The 19,700-nt window shown below is 73.7% G+C and carries 15 protein-coding genes and 2 pseudogenes; 11 read left to right on the top strand and 6 right to left on the bottom strand.

The window, feature by feature from the left end:
• The first annotated feature begins 1 nt into the window (after nt 1).
• The 3 genes and pseudogenes from LQ326_RS18725 to LQ326_RS18715 form a co-directional block, all read left to right on the top strand.
• A complete protein-coding gene (locus LQ326_RS18725; protein WP_268207269.1) occupies nt 2-1,195 on the top strand; it encodes a glycosyltransferase family 4 protein in 1,194 nt (397 codons plus the stop codon).
• Entirely contained in the window at nt 1,192-2,214 is a 1,023-nt protein-coding gene (locus tag LQ326_RS18720; RefSeq protein WP_234538242.1) for a trans-aconitate methyltransferase, read from the top strand. Before LQ326_RS18725 ends, LQ326_RS18720 begins: the two co-directional genes overlap by 4 nt.
• A pseudogene (locus tag LQ326_RS18715) lies at nt 2,211-3,137 on the top strand (lysylphosphatidylglycerol synthase transmembrane domain-containing protein); the annotation flags it as partial. The gene LQ326_RS18720 and the pseudogene LQ326_RS18715, both read left to right, overlap by 4 nt.
• Nucleotides 3,138-3,190: 53 nt before the next feature.
• Here the strand turns inward: LQ326_RS18715 and LQ326_RS18710 are convergent.
• A complete protein-coding gene (locus tag LQ326_RS18710; protein WP_181809304.1) occupies nt 3,191-3,949 on the bottom strand; it encodes a creatininase family protein in 759 nt (252 codons plus the stop codon).
• 38 nt (nt 3,950-3,987) lie between these two features.
• On the opposite strand from LQ326_RS18710, the gene ribA reads away from it, so the two are divergent.
• Nucleotides 3,988-4,647 carry a GTP cyclohydrolase II gene (gene ribA / locus LQ326_RS18705; protein WP_234538240.1) on the top strand — a complete coding sequence of 220 codons (660 nt, stop codon included), beginning with the start codon at nt 3,988-3,990 and terminating at the stop codon, nt 4,645-4,647.
• Between the two features lie 62 nt (nt 4,648-4,709).
• Nucleotides 4,710-5,236: pseudogene (locus tag LQ326_RS18700) on the top strand (FAD-dependent oxidoreductase); the annotation flags it as partial.
• 24 nt (nt 5,237-5,260) lie between these two features.
• Here the strand turns inward: LQ326_RS18700 and LQ326_RS18695 are convergent.
• On the bottom strand, nt 5,261-6,484 hold the full coding sequence (locus tag LQ326_RS18695) for a serine hydrolase domain-containing protein (RefSeq protein WP_234538239.1): 1,224 nt from the start codon (nt 6,482-6,484) through the stop codon (nt 5,261-5,263).
• Nucleotides 6,485-6,715: 231 nt separating this feature from the next.
• Between LQ326_RS18695 and LQ326_RS18690 the strand changes: the two genes are divergently transcribed.
• Together LQ326_RS18690 and LQ326_RS18685 are read left to right on the top strand one after the other, a co-directional pair.
• A complete protein-coding gene (locus LQ326_RS18690) occupies nt 6,716-7,141 on the top strand; it encodes a PPOX class F420-dependent oxidoreductase (RefSeq protein WP_234538392.1) in 426 nt (141 codons plus the stop codon).
• 102 nt (nt 7,142-7,243) lie between these two features.
• Nucleotides 7,244-7,654 carry a VOC family protein gene (locus tag LQ326_RS18685; RefSeq protein WP_234538238.1) on the top strand — a complete coding sequence of 137 codons (411 nt, stop codon included), beginning with the start codon at nt 7,244-7,246 and terminating at the stop codon, nt 7,652-7,654.
• Between the two features lie 80 nt (nt 7,655-7,734).
• On the opposite strand, the gene LQ326_RS18680 is transcribed toward LQ326_RS18685, so the two are convergent.
• From LQ326_RS18680 to LQ326_RS18670, 3 genes are all read right to left on the bottom strand, one after another.
• Nucleotides 7,735-8,952: a glycosyltransferase gene (locus LQ326_RS18680; protein ID WP_234538237.1), complete on the bottom strand. Its 1,218-nt coding sequence runs from the start codon at nt 8,950-8,952 to the stop codon at nt 7,735-7,737.
• Between the two features lie 87 nt (nt 8,953-9,039).
• Nucleotides 9,040-10,362: a nucleotide sugar dehydrogenase gene (locus tag LQ326_RS18675; RefSeq protein WP_234538236.1), complete on the bottom strand. Its 1,323-nt coding sequence runs from the start codon at nt 10,360-10,362 to the stop codon at nt 9,040-9,042.
• Between the two features lie 89 nt (nt 10,363-10,451).
• Nucleotides 10,452-11,873 carry a glycosyltransferase family 4 protein gene (locus tag LQ326_RS18670; protein ID WP_234538233.1) on the bottom strand — a complete coding sequence of 474 codons (1,422 nt, stop codon included), beginning with the start codon at nt 11,871-11,873 and terminating at the stop codon, nt 10,452-10,454.
• Nucleotides 11,874-11,974: 101 nt separating this feature from the next.
• Between LQ326_RS18670 and wecB the strand changes: the two genes are divergently transcribed.
• Genes wecB through LQ326_RS18650 form a run of 4 tightly spaced genes read left to right on the top strand, consistent with a single transcriptional unit; the run spans nt 11,975 to nt 17,709 of the window.
• Nucleotides 11,975-13,063 carry a non-hydrolyzing UDP-N-acetylglucosamine 2-epimerase gene (wecB, locus tag LQ326_RS18665; protein WP_234538229.1) on the top strand — a complete coding sequence of 363 codons (1,089 nt, stop codon included), beginning with the start codon at nt 11,975-11,977 and terminating at the stop codon, nt 13,061-13,063.
• Nucleotides 13,056-13,718 (top strand): class I SAM-dependent methyltransferase, encoded by a 663-nt coding sequence (locus LQ326_RS18660; protein WP_234538227.1) that lies wholly within the window; start codon nt 13,056-13,058, stop codon nt 13,716-13,718. The genes wecB and LQ326_RS18660 overlap by 8 nt, the downstream gene beginning before the upstream one ends.
• A complete protein-coding gene (locus tag LQ326_RS18655; protein WP_234538225.1) occupies nt 13,718-15,526 on the top strand; it encodes a hypothetical protein in 1,809 nt (602 codons plus the stop codon). Before LQ326_RS18660 ends, LQ326_RS18655 begins: the two co-directional genes overlap by 1 nt.
• A complete protein-coding gene (locus LQ326_RS18650) occupies nt 15,523-17,709 on the top strand; it encodes a glycosyltransferase (protein WP_234538223.1) in 2,187 nt (728 codons plus the stop codon). The genes LQ326_RS18655 and LQ326_RS18650 overlap by 4 nt, the downstream gene beginning before the upstream one ends.
• 416 nt (nt 17,710-18,125) lie before the next feature.
• Here the strand turns inward: LQ326_RS18650 and LQ326_RS18645 are convergent, their stop codons facing one another.
• On the bottom strand, nt 18,126-19,487 hold the full coding sequence (locus tag LQ326_RS18645) for an MFS transporter (RefSeq protein ID WP_234538221.1): 1,362 nt from the start codon (nt 19,485-19,487) through the stop codon (nt 18,126-18,128).
• Between the last annotated feature and the right edge of the window lie 213 nt (nt 19,488-19,700).

The following is a 19,700-nucleotide window of genomic DNA, read 5'->3' as shown; positions in this document are numbered from 1 at the left end:
CATGACCGTCGGCCGCAAACCGGCCCTCACCTACGTGCCCGCGCAGCGCGCGGCCACCACCGAAAGCAACGCCCCGGCGAACATCGGGATCCTCCCCATGTCCCTGCGCACCGTGCACTTCGTCATGCCGGGCGGTGTCGACGACCCGGCCAACCCGAGCGGCGGCAACGCCTACGACCGGCGGGTCTGCCTGGACCTGCCCGGCTTCGGCTGGCAGGTCACCAGGCACGCGGTGCCCGGGGCCTGGCCGCGCCCGGACACCGCCGACCGTGACGCCCTCGCCCGCTCCCTGCGGGAACTGCCCGACGGGTCCGTCGTCCTGCTGGACGGTCTGGTGGCCTGCGGGGTCCCGGAGATCGTCGTACCGGAGACGGAGCGGCTGCGGCTCGTCGTCCTCGTCCATCTGCCGCTGGGCGACGAGACCGGCCTGGAGGCGGCCGTGGCCGCCGACCTGGACGCCCGGGAGCGCGCGGTGCTGCGCGCCGTACCGGCCGTGATCGCGACCAGCGACTGGGCGGTACGACGGCTGGTCTCGCACCACGGCCTGGCCCCCGACCGGGTCCATGTGGCCGCTCCCGGCGCCGACATCGCCCCGCTGGCCGTCGGCACCGACGGCGTCTCGCACCTGCTGTGCGTCGCCGCCGTCACCCCGCGCAAGGGCCAGCACCGGCTGGTCGAGGCGCTCGCGGCGGTCCGCGACCTGCCGTGGACCTGCACCTGCGTCGGCGGGCTCGACCAGGCTCCCGAGTACGTCGCCCAGCTGCGGTCGCTGATCGCGGAACACGGGCTGACCGACCGGCTGCACCTCGCGGGCCCGCGGGCCGGCGCCGGCCTCGACGCCAGCTACGCGGCCGCCGACCTGATGGTCCTCACCTCGTACGCCGAGACCTACGGCATGGCGGTCACCGAGGCCCTCGCCCGGGGCATCCCGGTGCTCGCCACCGACGTCGGCGGACTGCCCGAGGCGGTCGGCCGGGCCCCCGACGGCGGAGTACCCGGCATTCTCGTGCCGCCGGAGGACCCCGCCGCGCTCGCCGCCGAACTGCGCGGCTGGTTCGGCGAGGCGGACGTACGCCGCCGTCTCAAGGCCGCCGCGCGCGGCCGCCGGGCGGCACTCGACGGCTGGGCGGCCACCGCCCGCAGCCTGGCCGGAGTCCTGCTGCGGCTCCCCGACGAACCCAGGAGGGCGGCATGACCAGCGAGACCACGACCACTGCTCCGGTCGGCGCGATTCCCGCGCAGCCGGGGCCGGCGGATGTCACGGACGCAGAAGTGGGACGAGGGAGCGAACAGGTGCCTTCCGAGGTGATCGCCGGGGCCGGTCCCGTCGTCCGGCCGGGCGAGCGGGCCACCGTACGGCTGCGCGAGACCGGGACGGAGGAGCCGCCCCGGTACGCCCCCGAGTGGCTGGAGCTGCGCGAGAGCGCGGACGCGGCGGCCCGGTCGCACGATCTGCTGGACCCGCTGCGGATCCGGCTGGCCAACCTGCCCGGCAAGGCGGGCGGCCTGGTCGTGCACGACCTGGGCTGCGGCACCGGCTCGATGGGCCGCTGGCTCGCGCCCCGCCTGGACGGCTCACAGCACTGGATCCTGCACGACCGCGACCCCTACCTGCTGCACTTCGCCGCCGTCGCCTCGCCCCGCGCGGCCGCCGACGGCAGCCGGGTCACGGTGGAGACCCGGCGCGGCGACGTCGCCCGGCTCACCCCGGACGCGCTGGTCGGCGCCTCCCTGGTGACCGCGTCCGCGCTCCTGGACGTCCTCACCCGGGAAGAGGTCGACACACTCGCCGAGGCCTGCACCGGGGCCGGCTGCCCCGCGCTGCTGACCCTCTCGGTGGCCGGGCGGGTGGAACTGACGCCGTCCCACCCGCTGGACACCGAGATCGCCGAGGCGTTCAACGCCCACCAGCGGCGCGGCGGACTGCTCGGCCCGGACGCGGTCACGGCCGCCTGCGAGGCGTTCGCCGACCGGGGCGCCACCGTGAAGGTGAACCCCAGCGCGTGGCGGCTCGGCCCCGACGAGAAGGCGCTCACCGGGCAGTGGCTGCGCGGCTGGGTCGGCGCGGCCGTCGAGGAGCGCCCCGAACTGGCCGGGCGCGCCGACGCCTACCTGGCCGAGCGGCTCGCCGCCAACGAGGCCGGTGAACTGCGGGTCGTGGTGCACCACAGTGACCTGCTCGCGCTCGCCCGGCCGACCGGAGGCACCTCATGAGCACCCCCACCCTGGTCCGGCAGGCCGCGCCCGTCGCCCCGCCGGTCATGCCCCGGCGCCTCGACCTCCGGGCCGTCCGCACCCACCTGGGCACCCTCGCCGGAGCCGCCATCATCGCCGTGCTGCTGTGGCGGCTCGGCACCGGCGTCTTCCTCGACGGACTGCGCCGGATCGACACCCCGACGCTGGTCATCGGCCTGGTGATCGGCGCGGTCACGACCGTGCTGAGCGCCTGGCGCTGGCAGTTGGTGGCCCGCAGCCTCGGTCTGAGGCTGCCGCTCGGTCCCGCCGTCGGCGACTACTACCGGGCGCTGTTCCTGAACGCGGCCCTGCCCGGCGGGGTGCTCGGCGACGTGCACCGGGCGGTCAGGCACGGGCGGAGCGAGGGCGACATCGGGCGCGGGGTCCGCGCGGTCGTCCTCGAACGCGCCGCGGGACAGATCGCGTTGACCGTGTTCGGCGCGGGCGCGCTGCTGATCCTGCCCTCGCCGGTCCGGGACGAGGTGCGCAGCTTCGCCCCGCTGGCGGCGGCCGGGCTGGCCGGCGCCTGCGCGATCGTGATCGCCATCCGGATGAACAAGTCCCCGGGCGTGCGCGCCGGCGCCCTGCGCGCCGGCCTCGGCGAGGCCCGCCGCGCGCTGCTGTCGCGCAGGAACACCCCGGGCGTCGCGCTGTCCTCGGCGGTCATCCTCGCCGGGCACGTCGGGATGTTCGTGGTGGCCGCGCGCGTCGCGGGCTCGGCCGCTTCCGTGGCGGTCCTGGTCCCGATCGCCGTCCTCGCCCTGGTCGCCATGGGCCTGCCGCTGAACGTCGGCGGCTGGGGCCCCCGGGAGGGCGTCACCGCCTGGGCGTTCGCCGCGGCCGGCCTCGGCGCGGACAGCGGGTTCGCCACCGCCGTCGTCTACGGCGTCCTCAGCTTCGTGGCGGCCCTGCCGGGCCTGGTGGTCCTGGTCCTGCGCTGGTACCCCCGACTGCGCTACTCCCGCCCGGCGGTGAGCAGTTCGAAAAGGGCGCCGAAGGAATCCGCGAAGCTCGACAGGAGTTCCTTCCCCTTTTCCGCCGAACCCAGGGAAGGACGGCCGATGACGCCCGACTCGGTATAGGCGGACATTCCCAGGGTGAGGAGATGACGACGGTCGTCAGCGGTGAAATCGGCGGACTCGTAACCAGGGCGGACCAATTCGGGATGAGCGTGCAGAAGAATGGAGGTCTCGATTTCTCCGGCATGCATGTCGGAGAGCGCCGAGGTCTCCACTCCGGCCCGGACGAGCGCCGCCTCCCAGTCCTCCACGGCCGGGTACAGGGCCAGCCGCTCGCCCCGTGCGGACGCCTCCTGCACGACGTTGCCCAGCACGTAGTTGCCGCCGTGGCCGTTGACCACGACCAGTGCCTCGACGCCCGAGCGGCGCAGCGAGTCGGCGATGTCCTTCACCACCGCGTGCAGTGTCACCGCGGAGATGCTGACGGTCCCCGGCCAGGCCGCGTGCTCGTGCGAGCAGGAGACCGTGACGGGTGGGAGAAGGTGCACCGGGTACGCGGCGGCGATCTCCCGGGCGACGGCACAGGCGACGAGGGTGTCCGTCGCGAGCGGAAGGTAGGGACCGTGCTGTTCGAAGCTCCCCACGGGAAGGACGGCGACCTGTGTTGAAACGCCCGCCCCCCTGGTCCGTACCTCTTCCGTAGTGTCCGCCGGCAACGAGCCGTATGCCGCCGTACGCGCGCCCGAACCACTCATCTTTTCATGGCCTTTCGTCTCTGCTTAGGAATCAGATCATGACAGAAAACATCGGCGTACTCGGCACGAAGTCCCCACGGCGTTCGGGCGTGGAACGCGTCGTCAATGCACCGCTGCCCACCGTGTACGGGAAATTCCAGGCCATCGGCTACCTGGACCACGACCGCGGTGACGAGCAGGTCGCCCTGGTCTACGGGGACATCGACAGCGAACGGGTGCTGACCCGGCTGCACTCCGAGTGCCTGACCGGGGACGCGTTCGGCTCCCAGCACTGCGAGTGCGGCGACCAGCTGGCCGCCGCACTGCGCGCGGTCGTCACCGAGGGCAGCGGCATCGTCGTCTACCTGCGGGGCCACGAGGGCCGTGGCATCGGCCTGCTCGCCAAGCTGCGCGCGATGGCCCTGCAGGCGGAGGGCCTGGACACGGTCGAGGCCAACCTCGCGCTCGGCCTGCCCGTCGACGCCCGCGACTACGGCGTCGCCGCCGGCATCCTGCGCGACCTCGGGGTGAGTTCGGTACGCCTGATGTCCAACAACCCGCGCAAGCGGGAGTCGCTGGTACGGCACGGCATCGAGGTTGCCGAAACGGTCCCGCTGCTGATCGAGCCGTGCGAGAACAACATCACGTATCTGCGCACGAAGCGTGAGCGCCTCGACCACGTGCTGCCTCACCTCGACGCGGTGGCCCACTGGTCCTGAGACGCCGTCGACCGCCCGGCCTCCCCGGGAAGGCGCGGCGGAGACCGACAGGAGCTGCGCGCGTGAACCTTCGGGCCCAGGTCGTGGTCATCGGCGGGGTGACGGGTACCGGCATCGCCTGGCACCTCGCGAGCGCGGGCGTCCGCGACGTCGTCCTCGTCGAACGCGACGAACTCGCCGCCGGATCCGCCTCGAAGGCCGTCGGCGGGGTGCGCGCCCAGTTCTCCGGCGAGCTCGACATCCAGCTGGGCGCGCGGAGCCTGGAGGCCTTCGCCCGCTTCGGCGAGGAGACCGGGTACGACATCGGGCTGCACCGCGTCGGCCACCTGTGCTCGACCTGTGCCGCACCGGCGGCTGGGCGGGTCTGTACGAGAACACCCCGGATCACCACGCGCTGATCGGTGAGGCGGCCTCGGTCTCCCGGTTCCTGTACGCCACCGGGTTCCGCGGCCACGGCTTCCGGCAGGCACCGGCGGCCGGTGAGGTGATCCGCGACCTGTACCTGGGCCCGACGCCCTTCGTGGACGTCGGCCCGCTCGGCGCCGGCCGGTTCGCGGCCGGCGCCCCGCGCCCGGAGCCGAATCCGGTCTGGCGCCGCACGGCCGGACGGCGCTCAGCCCTGGATCGCCTCGTGGACCAGCCGCCGCAGCTCCGGGAAGACCTTCAGGGTCTTCGGCCGTACCTGGGTGTGGAACTGCACGGTGAGGTCGTGGGCCGGGTCGACCCAGAAGGCGGTGGTGGCCGCGCCGGTCCAGCCGTAGGCGCCGAGGCTGCTCGGGGACAGGGTGCGGTCCGGGTCGATCACCACGGAGACGCCGAGTCCGAAGCCGAGTCCGTCGTTGCCGGGTTCCCGGTGGACCGGGGCGCCGTAGGCCCGCAGATCGGCCCCGCCGGGCAGGTGGTTGCTGGCCAGCAGCCCGACCGAGGCGGGGGACAGCAGTCGCACGCCGTCCAGTTCGCCGCCCCGGCGCAGCATCTCCATGAAGCGGTGGTAGTCGTACGCCGTCGCCGCGAGGCCGCCGCTGCCGGACAGGAGACGGGGGCGGCCGCGCAACGGCAGGCCGGGGATGGCCTCTATGCCGCCACCCTCCGTCTCACCGTACAACTCCGAAAGGCGGTCGGCCTGTTCGGGCACGATGTGCAGGCCCGCGTCCGGCATGCCGAGCGGCCGGAAGATCCGCTGTGCGAAGAACTCGTCGAGTCCCTGCCCGGAGACCACCTCGATGACGCGGCTGAGCACGTTGAAGCCGACGGAGTAGTTCCACTGGGCGCCCGGCTCGAACTGGAGGGGCATACGGGCGTACACCGCCATCGTCTCGGCGAGGTCCGCGCCGGCCGGCACCGAGAACTCCAGGCCCGCCTCGCGGTACCGGGCGTCCACCGGGTGCGTCCGGTAGAAGGCGAAGGTCAGCCCGGCGGTGTGGGTGAGCAGATGGCGGATCAGGATCGGTCCGTCGGCCGGCCGGGTCACCATGTCGTCGCCGGAACCGGACACGTGGACCCGCGGGGCGGCGAACTCGGGCAGGAACCGGTCGACCGGGTCGTCCAGCGACAGCAGCCCGTCCTCCACGAGCATCAGCACGGCGACCGCGGTGACGGGCTTGGTCATCGAGTAGATCCGCCAGATGGTGTCCGCCTCGACCGGCAGCCCGGCCGCGCGGTCGCGGTGGCCCTGTGCGGTGAGGTGGGCGACCCGGCCGCCGCGTGCCACCGCCACCAGGTAACCGGGCAGGCGCCCTTCGTCGACGTAGTGGGCGAAGTGCTGGTCGAGGCGGTCCAGTGCCTTCACGTCCAGCCCGACCTCACCGGGGTCGACTTCCTGTCGCAGCTGTGCCATCGCTCTCCTTGGGTCGTGTCGTCCGCGGTGCGGTCCGACCTCGGACCTCATCGTCGCGCAGGAAGAGCGGAATGGTCCCGCTCATCCACGCGCGGTGTGACGGACGCTATAGAAGAGGCGCCGGGCAACGACCCGCCGCGGCCGCCGGTCCGACGGCGGCGGTGCGCACCGCGAAGGACCTCGCCGGCCGGTCCGGGAATGCGCGGCGGGCGCGACACGGTTGCACCGGACATGACCGAGGACGCTCTTCTGGAGCTGCTTGCCGAAGGACACGACGGGGTGCTGGTGACCCTCAAGAGCGACGGCCGCCCCCAGCTGTCCAATGTCAACCACGCGTACTACCCCGACGAGCGGGCCGTGCGCGTCTCGCTCACCGACGGCCGCGCCAAGACCCGCAACCTGCGCCGCGACCCCCGCGCCTCCTACCACGTGACCAGCCCCGACCGCTGGGCCTACACGGTCGCCGAGGGCACCGCGGACCTCTCGCCGGTCGCCGCGGACCCGTACGACGCGACCGTCGAGGAGCTCGTCCGCCTCTACCGCGACGTCCGCGGCGAGCACCCCGACTGGGACGACTACCGCGCCGCCATGGTCCGCGACCGCCGGCTGGTGCTGCGGCTGCGCGTGGAGCGGGCGTACGGCATTCCGCGCGCCTGACAGGCCCTAGGACCCGTGACCGAGGGCGATCGGCCGATGGTGGCGCGCGGGCCGGGAACCTAGGCTGCCGAGCGGGTAACGGCAGCTCGGGAAGAGGTCACGATGTCCGTCAACGGTCGCAGTCACATCCGGATCGCCCGGCCCTCCCGGGACCTGGCGGCCGCCGAGCGGTTCTGGGTGGCAGGGCTGGGGCTCGGTGTGGTGTGGCGGGCCGAGGGCGGGCCGGAACCGGGTGAGCACGACCTTCTGATGGTGGGCTGGCCGGACGCCGACTGGCATCTGGAGCTGGTGCACGAGCCCGCCCGGCCCGTCGAACCCCGGCCCACCGAGGAGGACCTGCTGGTGATCTACGCCGACGGTCCGGTGCCGGAGGACCTGGTGGCCCGGCTGGAGGAGCACGGCGGCAAGCGGGTGCCCTCCCCGAACCCGTACTGGAACCAGTGGGGGATCACCGTCGAGGACCCGGACGGCTACCGGCTGGTGCTCTGCGAACGGGGCTGGTCCAACGGATAGGGCCGGGTGAGCGCGTCGGTGTGACCGCCCTGACGACACCGTCGCCGAACTTACCGAACTCGCCGCCGACAAGGCGGAGTTCAGCCGACCCGTCCAGGACGCGGCCTGGGGCCGGGTGACGGCCTCGCTGCCGGGCGGCGGCGAGGCCGCCTGGTACGGGCCGCGTCCCGCGCGCGCCCGGCCCCGGCGTCCTCCCGTTCCCGTACCCAGGTCTCCAGGCACCCCGTGAACTCGGCTGCCTTCTCAAGCCAGTTGAAGTGAGTGAGAGCCGCCTCCCGGCCGCGCTGGGCCGCGGTGTGGCGCAGGATCGCGTCGCTGCTCAGCCGGCGTATCGCCGCCGCCGTGGCGCGCGGATCCCGGTAGGGGACGACGAGCCCGCAGCCGTGCTGCTCGACCATGTCCGCGGCCAGCGGGGTGGGGGTGGTGACGACGGGGACGCCGTGGGCCATGTACTCAACGACCTTGGTGGGCCGTGAGTGGCGGTAGTTGGGCTGGTCGTGGAGGAGGGAGAGCCCGGCCAGCGCGCCCGGGAGCAGGGCGAGCGCGCGGTCGTTGGGCAGGAAGCCGTGCCAGCGCAGGACGCCGTCCCGGTCGGCCGCCGTGAGCGCGTCGCGGACGTCGGGGTCGGCGGCGCCGGCCACCTCGACCCGCAGGCCGGACCCGAGGTGCCGGGCCGTCTCTATGAGATCCAGCGCGCCGCGTGCCCGTGACAGGTGGCCGACGTAGACGACCCGTTCGCTGTCCGGCGGTTCGGGTGCCCGGGCCGGGGCGGTGGTGAAGTTCGGCACCACCGGATGGGTGCGGCAAAACCGCTCCTGGTAGGCGTCCTCGGCGAGCAGCAGCCGCAGATGGCGTTCGGCCAGCCGTTCGGCCGCGCGGACGCCGAGCCGCAGCGGCGGCCGCAGGGGCGCCGGTACCCAGCGTTTCATGGCGAGCGCGGCCGCGGTGTCCTCGTGGACGTCCCAGACGACCACCGGACCGGTGCCGGAGCGCCGCCAGCGCCGCAGGGTGCCGGGAAGGGCCAGCAGCAGTTCCGGGTCGTGGAGCAGGATCACGTCGGCCTCGTGGCCGCGTTCGGCGATCAGGGTACGGGCCGCCCTGACCGCCGTACGGCGGCTGCGGCCGGCCGCGCGGGGCAGGTCGATGCCCTCGAGGTCCGGGCGGGGCCGCACCTCGCGGGCCGAGAACGGCGCCGCGTAGACGACGTGGTGCCCGCGGTCCCGCAGCGCGGTGATCTGCCGGTGCAGGATGCGCGCGTCCTCGGGGTGGTGGACGACGGTGACGACGAGTATCCGCATCTGAGCGCCTTTCGACTCCGCGGCCCGGAGCGCTTCGACTCCGGGCGGCGGCAGGGGAGTTGCCACAGCGGTCCAAGCAGCGGCCGGTTACAGCACCTCGACGCCGGGCCGGAAGATCCGCCCCCGGGTGTCGAAGAGCAGGCGGGCCTCGTCGCCGAGGGCCGAGAGGTCGTAGACGGAGTGGTCCTGGAGCAGGATGGTCAGGTCGTGCGAGCGCACGGCGGGCATGACGTCGGCGACGCGGGGCACGGCCTCCCCGTCCACGAACCAGGCCGGTACGAACGGGTCGTGGAAGGCGATCTCGGCCTCCCGCTCGCGCAGCAGCCGGGCCACCGGCACCGCCGGCGCCTCGCGCTGGTCGGCGACGTCCGGCTTGTAGGTGACGCCGAGGAGCAGCACCCGGGAACCGTGCAGGGCGCGGCCCTCGTGGTTGAGCAGGTCCTGGGCGCGCCGCACCACGTACTCCGGCATGTGCGCGTTGATCTCCCGGGCCAGTTCCACGAACCGGAACTCGTAACCGAGCGAACGCACCTTGTAGGAAAGGTAGTTGGGGTCGATCGGAATGCAGTGCCCGCCCACCCCGGCGCTCGGCCTGAAGGGCTGGAAACCGAACGGCTTGGTGCCCGCGCAGCGGATCGCGTCCCACACGTCGACCTGCAACTCGCGGCACAGAATGGCCAGTTCGTTGACCAGGGCGATGTTGACGTGCCGGTAGGTGTTCTCGAGCAGCTTGGCCATCTCGGCCTCGCGGGTGCCCTTGGCCTGCACGACCGTGTCGACGAGCTTGCCGTAGAAGGCGGCGGCCTTCGCCGCGCACGCCGGGGTGCAGCCGCCGACCACCTTCGGTGTCTCGCGCAGCCCGTGGGTGGTGTTGCCGGGGTCGATGCGCTCCGGTGAGAAGGCCAGCGCGAAGTCCTCGCCGGCCCGCAGCCCCGACTCCTCCAGGAGGGGTTTGACGATCTCCTCGGTGGTGCCCGGATAGGTGGTCGACTCCAGCACGACGAGCCGTCCGGGGCGCAGCCGGCCGGCCACCGTCCGCGCGGCGGAGGTCACCGCGCTCAGGTCGGGGCCGCCGTCCTCGCCGAGCGGGGTCGGCACGCAGATCACGACGGTCTGCGCCCGGGCCAGCCACTTGTCGTCGGTGAACGCGGTGAACCCGGCCGCCCGCATCCGCGCGACGTCCTCGTCGGAGACGTCGTCGACATGGGAGTGGCCGGCGTTGAGGCCCTCCACGACCCGTGGGTCGAGGTCGAGCCCGGCCACTCTCAGGCCGACCAGCGACGCCTCCCGCGCGAGCGGGAGCCCGACGTAGCCGAGCCCGATGACGGCCAGTTCGAAACTGTCGGTCTGTTCCTCATCCCCGAGCGATGCGCTCGATTCCCCGAGCGGTACGGCCTTTTCGACCTGCATAGGGATTCACTCCGCCCTCGACGGCAGCTACGGCAGACGCCGTACGGATCCGAAGAGCCCGGACGGTGAGCGGTTCCGGGCGCGGGGTCTCAGACACATCCAAGAGCGCGGTACGCCTCTCGGGTCGTGGCAGCGACCCTTTTCCAGGTGCGTTCACGCGCTACCAGCGCGCGGGCGGATGCTCCCCATTCATGCCGCCTGTTTCGACTGTAGAGCAATACTTCGAGAGCTTCTGCCCAAGCATGCGGAGATTCAGGTGGGATGAGCCGCCCGTTCACGCCGTCCTCCACCAGCTCTCGCAGGGCCGTGACATCACTGGCCGCCACGGGAAGACCGCTCGCCATCGCTTCGACCGGCTTGAGCGGGGTGACCAGATGGCAGACCCGTCCGTCGGTGCGCGGCACCGCGAAGACGTCCAGAACGCCGTGGTAGGCGCGCACTTGGTGGTGCGGCACGCGGCCGGTGAACAGGGCGGCGCCGGCGCCGAGACCGAGCCGCCGGGCCAGTGCCTCGAGCCTGCCGCGCTCCGGCCCGTCACCGACGATCAGCAGGCGCAGCGGGACACCCCGGCGGCGCAGTTCGGCACCCGCATGGAGCAATGTGCCGATTCCCTCGTGTGGAGTAAGGCTGCTCACGGTGCCCACCACGTAGTCGTCCGCCGCGATGCCGAGCCGGGCGCGCAGCCGTGCCCCGTCCGGCGGCGCGGCGAGGAAGGCGTCGTCCACCGCGTTGGGCACGATCAGGACCCGCTCCTCGGGCACCCCGCGGCCCACGATCTCGGCCTTCATCGCCGCGCCCAGCGTCAGCACCAGATCGGCCCCGCGCATGCAGTACGTCTCCAGGGCGCGCCGGGCGCGGTACGACGCGTCGTCCGGTCCGCGGCCGGGCGCCTGCGTCAGCCAGGTCTCCTCCAGGAAGCCCCGCACCTCGTAGACGACGGGCAGCCCGTAGGTCTCCCGCAGGGCCAGCGCCACCCGCCCGTTGCCGTGGTCGGTGGCCGCGTGCAGCACGGCCGGCCGCAGCCGCTCCACCAGCCGCCCGGCCAGCTCGGCGTTGCGCGCCAGCACCGCGCCCGGCCCGTAGGGCATGCCATAGGGCAGGAGCCGGTGCTGCGGCACCCCGTTCACGATCTGGAACGGGCGGGCGTCCAGGATGCCCTGCGCCACCGGGAACCCGATGCGGGTCACCACGTGCGGATCCAGGCCGGCCGCCCGCTGGGCCTCGGCGAGCGCCTGGGTGCGCACGGTGTAGCCGGCGTGTGCGAACGGCAGCCCGTTGGTGACCAGATGCAGCACCCGGCCGGGCTCCGGCCGCACCGGACGGCCGGCGGGCGCCGGCACCCGGGCCGCGGACGGGGCGGCGGTGGGCCCGGCCCCGCGGGCCCGGGCGGCGAGCCGCCGCTCGACGGGCTCCAGCCCGCGCCGCAGCCGCCCCGGCAGCAGCCGTACGCCGAGCAGCGCGGCCCGGGCGGGGTCGTGCCGCAACTCGCCCCAGGCGACGGATGCGGCCAAGCTGATGGCACGGGGGAACCGAGAAATACCACGCGGCAGGTGCCGGGACGGACGTCGGGCCATGTCGCCACGGTAGGCCGACAGAGCGGAGAACGTACGACATGAACGGCCGTGTACTCCATGTCGTAGGGACCAGGCCGAACTTCGTGAAGGCCGCGCCCGTGGTCGCCGCCCTGCGCGCGACCGGGCACGACCAGGTCCTGGTGCACACCGGCCAGCACTACGACGAACGGATGTCCCGCGTCTTCTTCCGGGAGCTGGGTCTGCCCGCCCCGGACACCGACCTCGGCGTCGGCTCGGGCAGCCACGCCCGGCAGACCGCCGACCTGCTGGTGGCCCTGGAGGGCGAGCTGCTCGCCCGTGCCCCGGCCCTGGTCGTCGTCTACGGCGACGTGAACTCCACCCTGGCCGCGGCCCTGGTCGCGGCCAAGCTGGGCATCCCGGTGGCCCATGTCGAGGCGGGGCTGCGCAGCTTCGACATGGCGATGCCGGAGGAGGTCAACCGGCGCCTGGTCGACCAGCTGGCCGAGCTGCTCTTCGTCACCAGCCCGGAGGCCGTCGGACACCTCGCGCGCGAGGGCGCCGCCCCGGACCGGGTGCACTTCGTCGGCAACCCCATGATCGACACCCTGCTCACCCATCTGGAGCATTTCGACCCGGCCGCCGCCCGCGCCGCCCACGCGCTGCCCGACCGGTACGGCGTGGTCACCCTGCACCGCCCGGCCAACGTCGACGACCCCGAGGCCGCCGCGGCCGCCGCCCGCGCGCTCGCCGAGGCCGCCGGTCACCTGGACCTCGCCGTGCCCCTGCACCCGCGCGGCCGGGAGGCGCTGCGCAAGGCGGGGCTCGCCGACGCGCCCGGCATCCGTCTCCTCGAACCGCTCGGCTACGTCGAGTTCATGGGCCTGGTCCGCGGGGCCGCCGCCGTGATCACCGACTCGGGCGGCGTCCAGGAGGAGACCACCGTGCTCGGCGTGCCCTGCCTGACGCTGCGCACCACCACGGAACGCCCGGTCACCGTCACCCACGGCACCAACCGCCTGGTCCGGCCCGGCGAACTGGTGCCCGCCCTGCGCAAGGTCCTCGACGGGCAGCCGCCGGCCGGCCCCGAAGGACCGCCGCTGTGGGACGGCAAGGCCGGCCCCCGTATCGCCCGCGTGCTCACCGAGTGGCTGGAGCGCCATGACTGACGCCGTCCGCACCCCTGCCGGCACCTACACCGACGCCCCCCTCACCTACTGGGACAACCGGCACCGCGAACGCGACGACCTCGCCTCCGGCGGCCACATCGGCCTGGACCGGCCCGGCAACGAGATCTTCTACGCGATCCGGCTCGGCCAGCTCCTCACCCTGATCGGCGACCTGTCCAGCCCCGCCGCCCCGCTGTTCGTCCTCGACGCGGGCTGCGGCAAAGGGCACTTCGCCCGCTCCCTCGCCCGCTGCGGCCACCACGTCGACGCCTTCGACGCCAGCGAGGAGGCCGTCCGCCACGCCCGGACCACCGGCGGCGGCCCCCGCTACCGCGTCGCCGCCCTCGACGAGTGGCGCAGCCCCTGGCTCTACGACGTGGTGATGTGCGTGGACGTCCTCTTCCACGTCCTGGACGACGCCGCGTGGGCGGCGAGCCTGCGCAACCTCGCCTCACTCGTGCGGATCACCGGCCGGCTGATCGTCACCGACGAGAACACCGACGAACCCGTCCCGCGCGGCGACTACATCCTGCACCGGCCGGTCGCCGCGTACCGCGCGGAACTCGAACCCCTGGGCCTGAGCCACACCCTCTTCCGGCCGTACGGCTTCCGCGAGAACCGGGTCGGCTTCCATGTCTTCACAAGGACCCGCTGATGCGCCTGACCGATCTGCTCCACCCGCACCTGGACGACGTGACCTCGGTCGTGGACGCGACCAGCGGCGGCCTGCGTCTCGACCCCTATCTGCACCTGCCGCCCGGCGTCGGACTCACCCGGCACGAACAGCCCGTCGGCGAGGGGGAGCTGATGCTCCTCTGCTACGGCCCGGACCTCGCCCTGCACGGGGCCGAGGCGGACTGTCTCGCCGCACTGGAACGGATGCGGCCCGGCGGCCGCGGCCTGATCGTCTTCGGCCACCCCGGCACCGACCTGCCCTACCACCGCCTGCTCGACGCGCTGGTGGCGCACCGCTGCCAGGTGCTGCACGCCGCCTCGCTCGGCTACACGCATCTGCACTCCGGCGCGGTGTTCGCGTGCACCGAGGAACTCCTGCCGCCGCACGACTGGTTCGGCCGCCCGCTGCCGGCCGACGGCTTCGCCACCGCGCTGCGGATCGCCGACGAGTACGTCCTCGCCGACTTCGTCTCCCGCTCCCAGCGGGCCCGCCTGATCGACCTGGAACGGGCCGCCGAGGACACCGCCCGCGCCCTGGAGTCCGCCCGCGAGGACGGCCTCGCCGAACGGCTCGCCGCCGCCCTGCGGGACAAGGACCAGCTCTCCGCCGCGCTGCGCCGGGCCCGGGAGCGGACCGGCGTGCTGGAGGCACGGGTGGCCATGCTGGAGGGCTCCACCTCGCTGCGGATCGGCAAGGCGCTGGTGTCGGCGGCCCGGTCGCCGAAGCGCGGCGCGGCCCGGCTGCCGGGCGAGCTGTACGGGCTGTGGCGGCAGCGGAAGGCCAAGGGCCGGTCCTCCGGCACCCTGGTCCCCGCGCCCGCCCCGGAGCCGCGGACCGACGACCGCTTCCACCTCTCCCACCGCGCCCTGTCCGTGGCGCCCCGCGACCGGCTGGTGATCACCGGCGTGCTCACCGACCGCACCGCCCAGGACTTCGCGGCGGACGCGGTGGTCAGCCGGGTGCTGCCGCACGACGGACGGCTGCTGGTCGAACGCACCGACCCGGACGTCTTCCTGGTCCAGCTGAGCGCCTGCGCGGCCCATGACGGCCCCTGGTCCCTCACCGGCACCGCACTCGCCCCCGACCTGGACCGGCGGCTGGCCGAACTGATCTCCCGGGCGAGGGGACTGGGCCGTACGGCGGTGCTGTGGCGGGACGGCCCGGCGTCGTCCGCCCCGGGGCTCTCCCAGCTGCCCTGGGACACCGTCCTCGACGGCGACACCGGCACGGCGCTGTGCCGCCTCGACCCGGTCACCGACGGCCGGGACCGGCTCCGGGACGTCTTCCTGCAGGACAGCACCCGGGTCCGGCTGGCCCGGCTGGCCGCACTCACCGGCGGCCCCGACCCGCTCGCCGAACGCCGGGTCGCCGTGCTGGCGGCGCCCCGCGACGCCACCGACGTGGCCCGGCTCGTCGCCCAGGCGCTCGGCCAGCTGCACCGGCCGGCCGAGGTGGTCGTCGCCGATCCGGCGGGCCTCGCCCTCGACGAACTCACCGCCGCCTCGGTCGCCGTCCACGCCGGACCGCCCACCGCCCCCTGGGTCGCCGACTGGACGGACCTGACCGAGGACCGCCCGGACACCCTCCTGCTCGACCTGCTCTGCGCCCAGGAGTTCTCGGGCGCCGACGCGGTGGGCCACACCCCCGCCGCCGACGACTACGCCTTCGTACCGGCCCTGCGCCCGCTGCTCGTCCGCCGGTCGCTCCTGGACTCCGGCGTCCCGCCGGAGAACTGGTCACGTGCCGGGCACCGCCTGTTCGCCGTGCGTGGAAAGGAACCGTCATGACCCGCACCCTCCGGGCGCTCGTCTACGGCGACGTGGACCTCAACCTCATCGACGGCTCCGCCGTCTGGGCCCAGTCGACGGTGCAGGCGCTGTCCCGCGCGGGCTGCCGGACCCGCCTCGTCCTCAAGGCCCCCGTCGAGACGGGCAGGCTGACCGACCCACTGGCCGGACTGCCCGGCGTCACCGTGGTGCGGCCGTACGAGGAACACCTCGTCCCCGGCCAGGGCGCGCACCCCCTCTCGCCCCTCCAGGCCTCGCGGCTGCTCGCCCGGCTCGACGCGGAGGAGCCCTGCGACCTGCTGGTGCTGCGCGGCCGCAGGCTGGTGAAGCAGATCGCCGGCGACGGCGCCTTCGACGGCCGGATCTGGGCCTACCTCACCGACATCCCGCAGTCCCCGGCCCAGATGACCGAGGAGGCCCGTGCCGACCTCGCCCGCATCGCCACCGCCTGCCGGCAACTGCTTTGCCAGACGGAGGAGTTGCGCTGCTTCCTGGAGGCCTGGGTGCCGGAGGCCTGCGGGCGGTCCGTGCTCAGCCCGCCCGCGGTGCCCGAACCCGGCTTCCCGGTCCCGGACCGCAACGGCCTGCACGATCCGGTACGCCTCGTCTACACCGGCAAGTTCGCGCCCCGCTGGAACACCCTGCCCATGACCCGGCTGCCCGCACTGCTGGCGGAGCGCGGCATCCGGGCCGAACTGCACACCGTCGGCGACAAGATCCACAAGGACCCGGCCCACCCCGGCTTCGACACCGCCATGGCCGAGGCGCTCACCACCACCCCCGAGGTCGTGCACCACGGCGGCGTGCCCCGCGAGGAGGCCATGCGCCTCGCCGCCGACTGCGACCTCGGCCTCGGCTGGCGCGACACCTCCCTCGACGCGAGCCTCGAACTCTCCACCAAGGTCCTGGAGTTCGGCTCCGTCGGCCTGCCCGTCGTGCTCAACCGCACCCCCGCCCACGAGGCACTGCTCGGCGCCGACTACCCCCTGTTCGTACCGGGCGGCGCCACCCTCGCGGACGCGGCGGACGCCGTCCGCGTCGCCGTCCGCGACACGCAGGCCCGGCAGCTCGCCGCCGGCCGGTGCGCGGCGGCCGCCCGGGAGTACACCATGGAGGCCGCGGCGGCCCGCTGGCGCGGCCACCTCGACCGCGCCTTCCCGGCCGCGCCCGCCGCCGTCACCGCCCGGGCCCGCCCGCTGCGGGTCGGCGTCGCCGGCCACGACCTGAAGTTCCTCACCCGCCTCCTCGACCATCTCCGCGCGCTGCCCGGCCTCGACGTCCGGATCGACGCCTGGCCGGCGCTCGCCCAGCACGACGCGGCCGCCGGCCGCGAACTCGCCGCCTGGGCCGACGTGGTCGTCGTCGAGTGGTGCGGCCCGGCGGCGATCTGGTACAGCCGCCACAAGCGGCGCGGCAGCAGGCTGATCGTGCGCCTGCACCGTTTCGAACTCGACGCCGGATACCCGCGCCAGGTGGACATCGACGCCGTCGACCGGGTGGTGTGCGTCAGCCCGTACTACGCCCGTGCCACCCGGGACCGCACCGGCTGGCCCGCCGCGAAGATCACCACGATCGGCAACTGGGTCGACGTGCACCAGCTCGACCGGCCCAAGGCGCCCGGCGCCCGCCACCGGCTCGGCATGATCGGCATCGCGCCCAGCCGCAAACGCCTAGACCTCGGCCTCGACGTCCTCGAAGCCCTGCGGGCCCGGGACCGCCGCTGGCACCTCTCGGTCAAGTCCAAGCCGCCGTGGGAGTACTGGTGGATCTGGAACAAGCCCGCGGAGCGCGAGCACTACGACGCGATCCTGCGCCGCATGCAGACCTCGCCGCTGCTCGAAGGGGCCGTCGTCTTCGACCAGTTCGGCCCTGACGTGGCCAACTGGCTGCGCCGCGTCGGGCACGTCCTGTCCACCAGCGACGACGAGAGCTTCCACCTCGCCCCGGCCGAGGGCATGGCCTCCGGCGCGGTACCCGCGCTGCTGCCGTGGCCCGGCGCGGACGAGATCTACGACCGGCGCTGGATCCACGAAACCCCCGAGGCGATGGCCGACGCCATCGCCGGCCTCGCCGAGCAGGACGACTGGCGGGCCGCCGGGGCGGCGGCCCGCCAACAGGTGCGGGAGGGGTTCTCGCTGGAGCGGGTGGCGAAGGACTGGACGGAGCTGCTGGTGTCCGGCTGAGTCACTCGGTTCCCGGCCCGCTGCACGCGGCCCGGCAGGATCGACGCGCCGGCCGAGGCGGCGTCAGACGGCCGGTTCCGGACCGTGGCAGCCACCTCACGTGCCCACGCGACCGGTTCAGGCCGTCACGGTCTCCGGCCGCGCCGCCTGAGCACCCGGACGCCCGCCGAGCAGCTCGCTCGGCCCGGCCCGCGTCGGCCCGGACCTCCGGCACGGGTGACGGCCGTGGTCCGCCCGGGCACCGGCCCGGGCGGACGCGTGTCGGCCGCTCCTCGCGCACTACGCCGCTGCCCGTACCGCCGCGCTGAACACGGCCGCCGCGCTGTATGGCACCGGCTCCACCCAGTACGCGGGTGTCGGCAACGCGTTCGCCGGCATCGACGTCGGCAGCCACCTCACGTGCCCACGCGACCGGTTCAGGCCGTCACGGTCTCCGGCCGCGCCGCCTCCGTACCCGGACGCTCGCCGAGCAGTTCGGTCGGTACCGTGTGGGTCTCGCGGGCCGACAGCGCCGCGATCACCGGCGGCACGCACAGCGCGGCCGTGAACAGCGCCACCGCCGACCAGTCGTCGCCGCCCGGGCCCGCGATCCGTGCCGCGAAGGTCACCGCGAACCCGGCCACCGCGAACCCGATCTGGGTACCGATCGCCATGCCCGACAGCCGCACCCGGGTGGAGAACATCTCTCCGTAGAAGGACGGCCAGACACCGTTCGCCGCGCTGTAGACGACACCGAAGGCGACGATCCCGAGGAGCATGATCAGCGGGTAGGAGCCGGTGGAGATCGCCCACAGGTAACCGGACATCGCCACCGCGCTGCCCACCGCGCCGATCAGGTACACCGGCCGCCGGCCGATCCGGTCCGACAGCGTGGCCCACGCCGGGATCGCGCCCAGCGCCACCAGGTTCGCCAGCGCGCCCACCCACAGCATCGACGTCCTGGACATCCCGACCGAGTCGCTCGTCGCGTACGCCAGCGCCCAGACCGTGAAGATCGTGCTCACCGAGGCGATCAGCGCGCCCGCGACCACCCGCAGCACGTCCGCCCAGTGGTATCGCAGCAGTGTCACCAGCGGCAGCCGTACGACACCTTCGCTCGCCGTCTGCCGGGCGAAGGCCGGGGTCTCCTGAAGCCTGCGCCGGATGAACCAGCCGGCCACGGCCACCGCGACACTCAGCCAGAACGGCAGCCGCCAGCCCCAGGACATCAGCTGGTCCTCGGGCATCTGTGAGACCGGGATGAAGACGAGAGTGGCGATCAGCTGACCGCCCTGCGTGCCGCTGAGCGTGAAGCTGGTGAAGAAGCCGCGCCGGTTCGGCGGCGCGTGTTCCAGGCTCATCGAACTGGCGCTGGCCTGCTCACCCGCCGCCGAGATGCCCTGCAGCACCCGGCACAGCACCAGCAGCACCGGGGCGAGGCCGCCCACCTGGGCGCGGGTGGGCAGGCAGCCGATCAGAAACGTCGACAGCCCCATCAGCAGCAGCGTGAAGACCATGATCTTCTTACGGCCGATCCGGTCCCCGAAATGTCCGAGGAACAGCGCCCCGACCGGCCGGGCCGCGTACGCCACACCGAACGTGGCCAGCGAGAGCAGGGTGGCGGTGGCCGGGTCCGAGTCGTCGAAGAAGACCTTCGGGAAGATCAGCGCGGCCGCGCTGCCGTAGATGAAGAAGTCGTAGTACTCCAGGGCGCTGCCGATCCAGGCGGCCAGGGCGGCCTTCCTCGGCTGGCCACCGGGTGGTACGGCGGTGGCGGCGGACTGGGCGGGGACGGACACGGCGGTGCTCCTTCGGGGAACTCCAACGTAAGCGGAGTGAGCGGCGGGGGAGAGGGCCGGTTCCCAGGGATGACGGGTCGGCGGACCAGGGGCGGACGCTAATTAACCCACTGGGTAGTTAGTCGCGATGGGTACGGATGTTGCGCTCGCGTTTCCCCGGTGTCAAGAGGCCGTGCCGGACCCGTCCGGTCCCGCCGGGTGTCCGGCGGCCGG

The organism is Streptomyces shenzhenensis (assembly GCF_021462265.1).
Lineage (GTDB): Bacteria > Actinomycetota > Actinomycetes > Streptomycetales > Streptomycetaceae > Streptomyces > Streptomyces shenzhenensis.
Note: the sequence above shows the minus strand (reverse complement) of the source record. Positions and strands in the feature narration are given on the sequence as shown.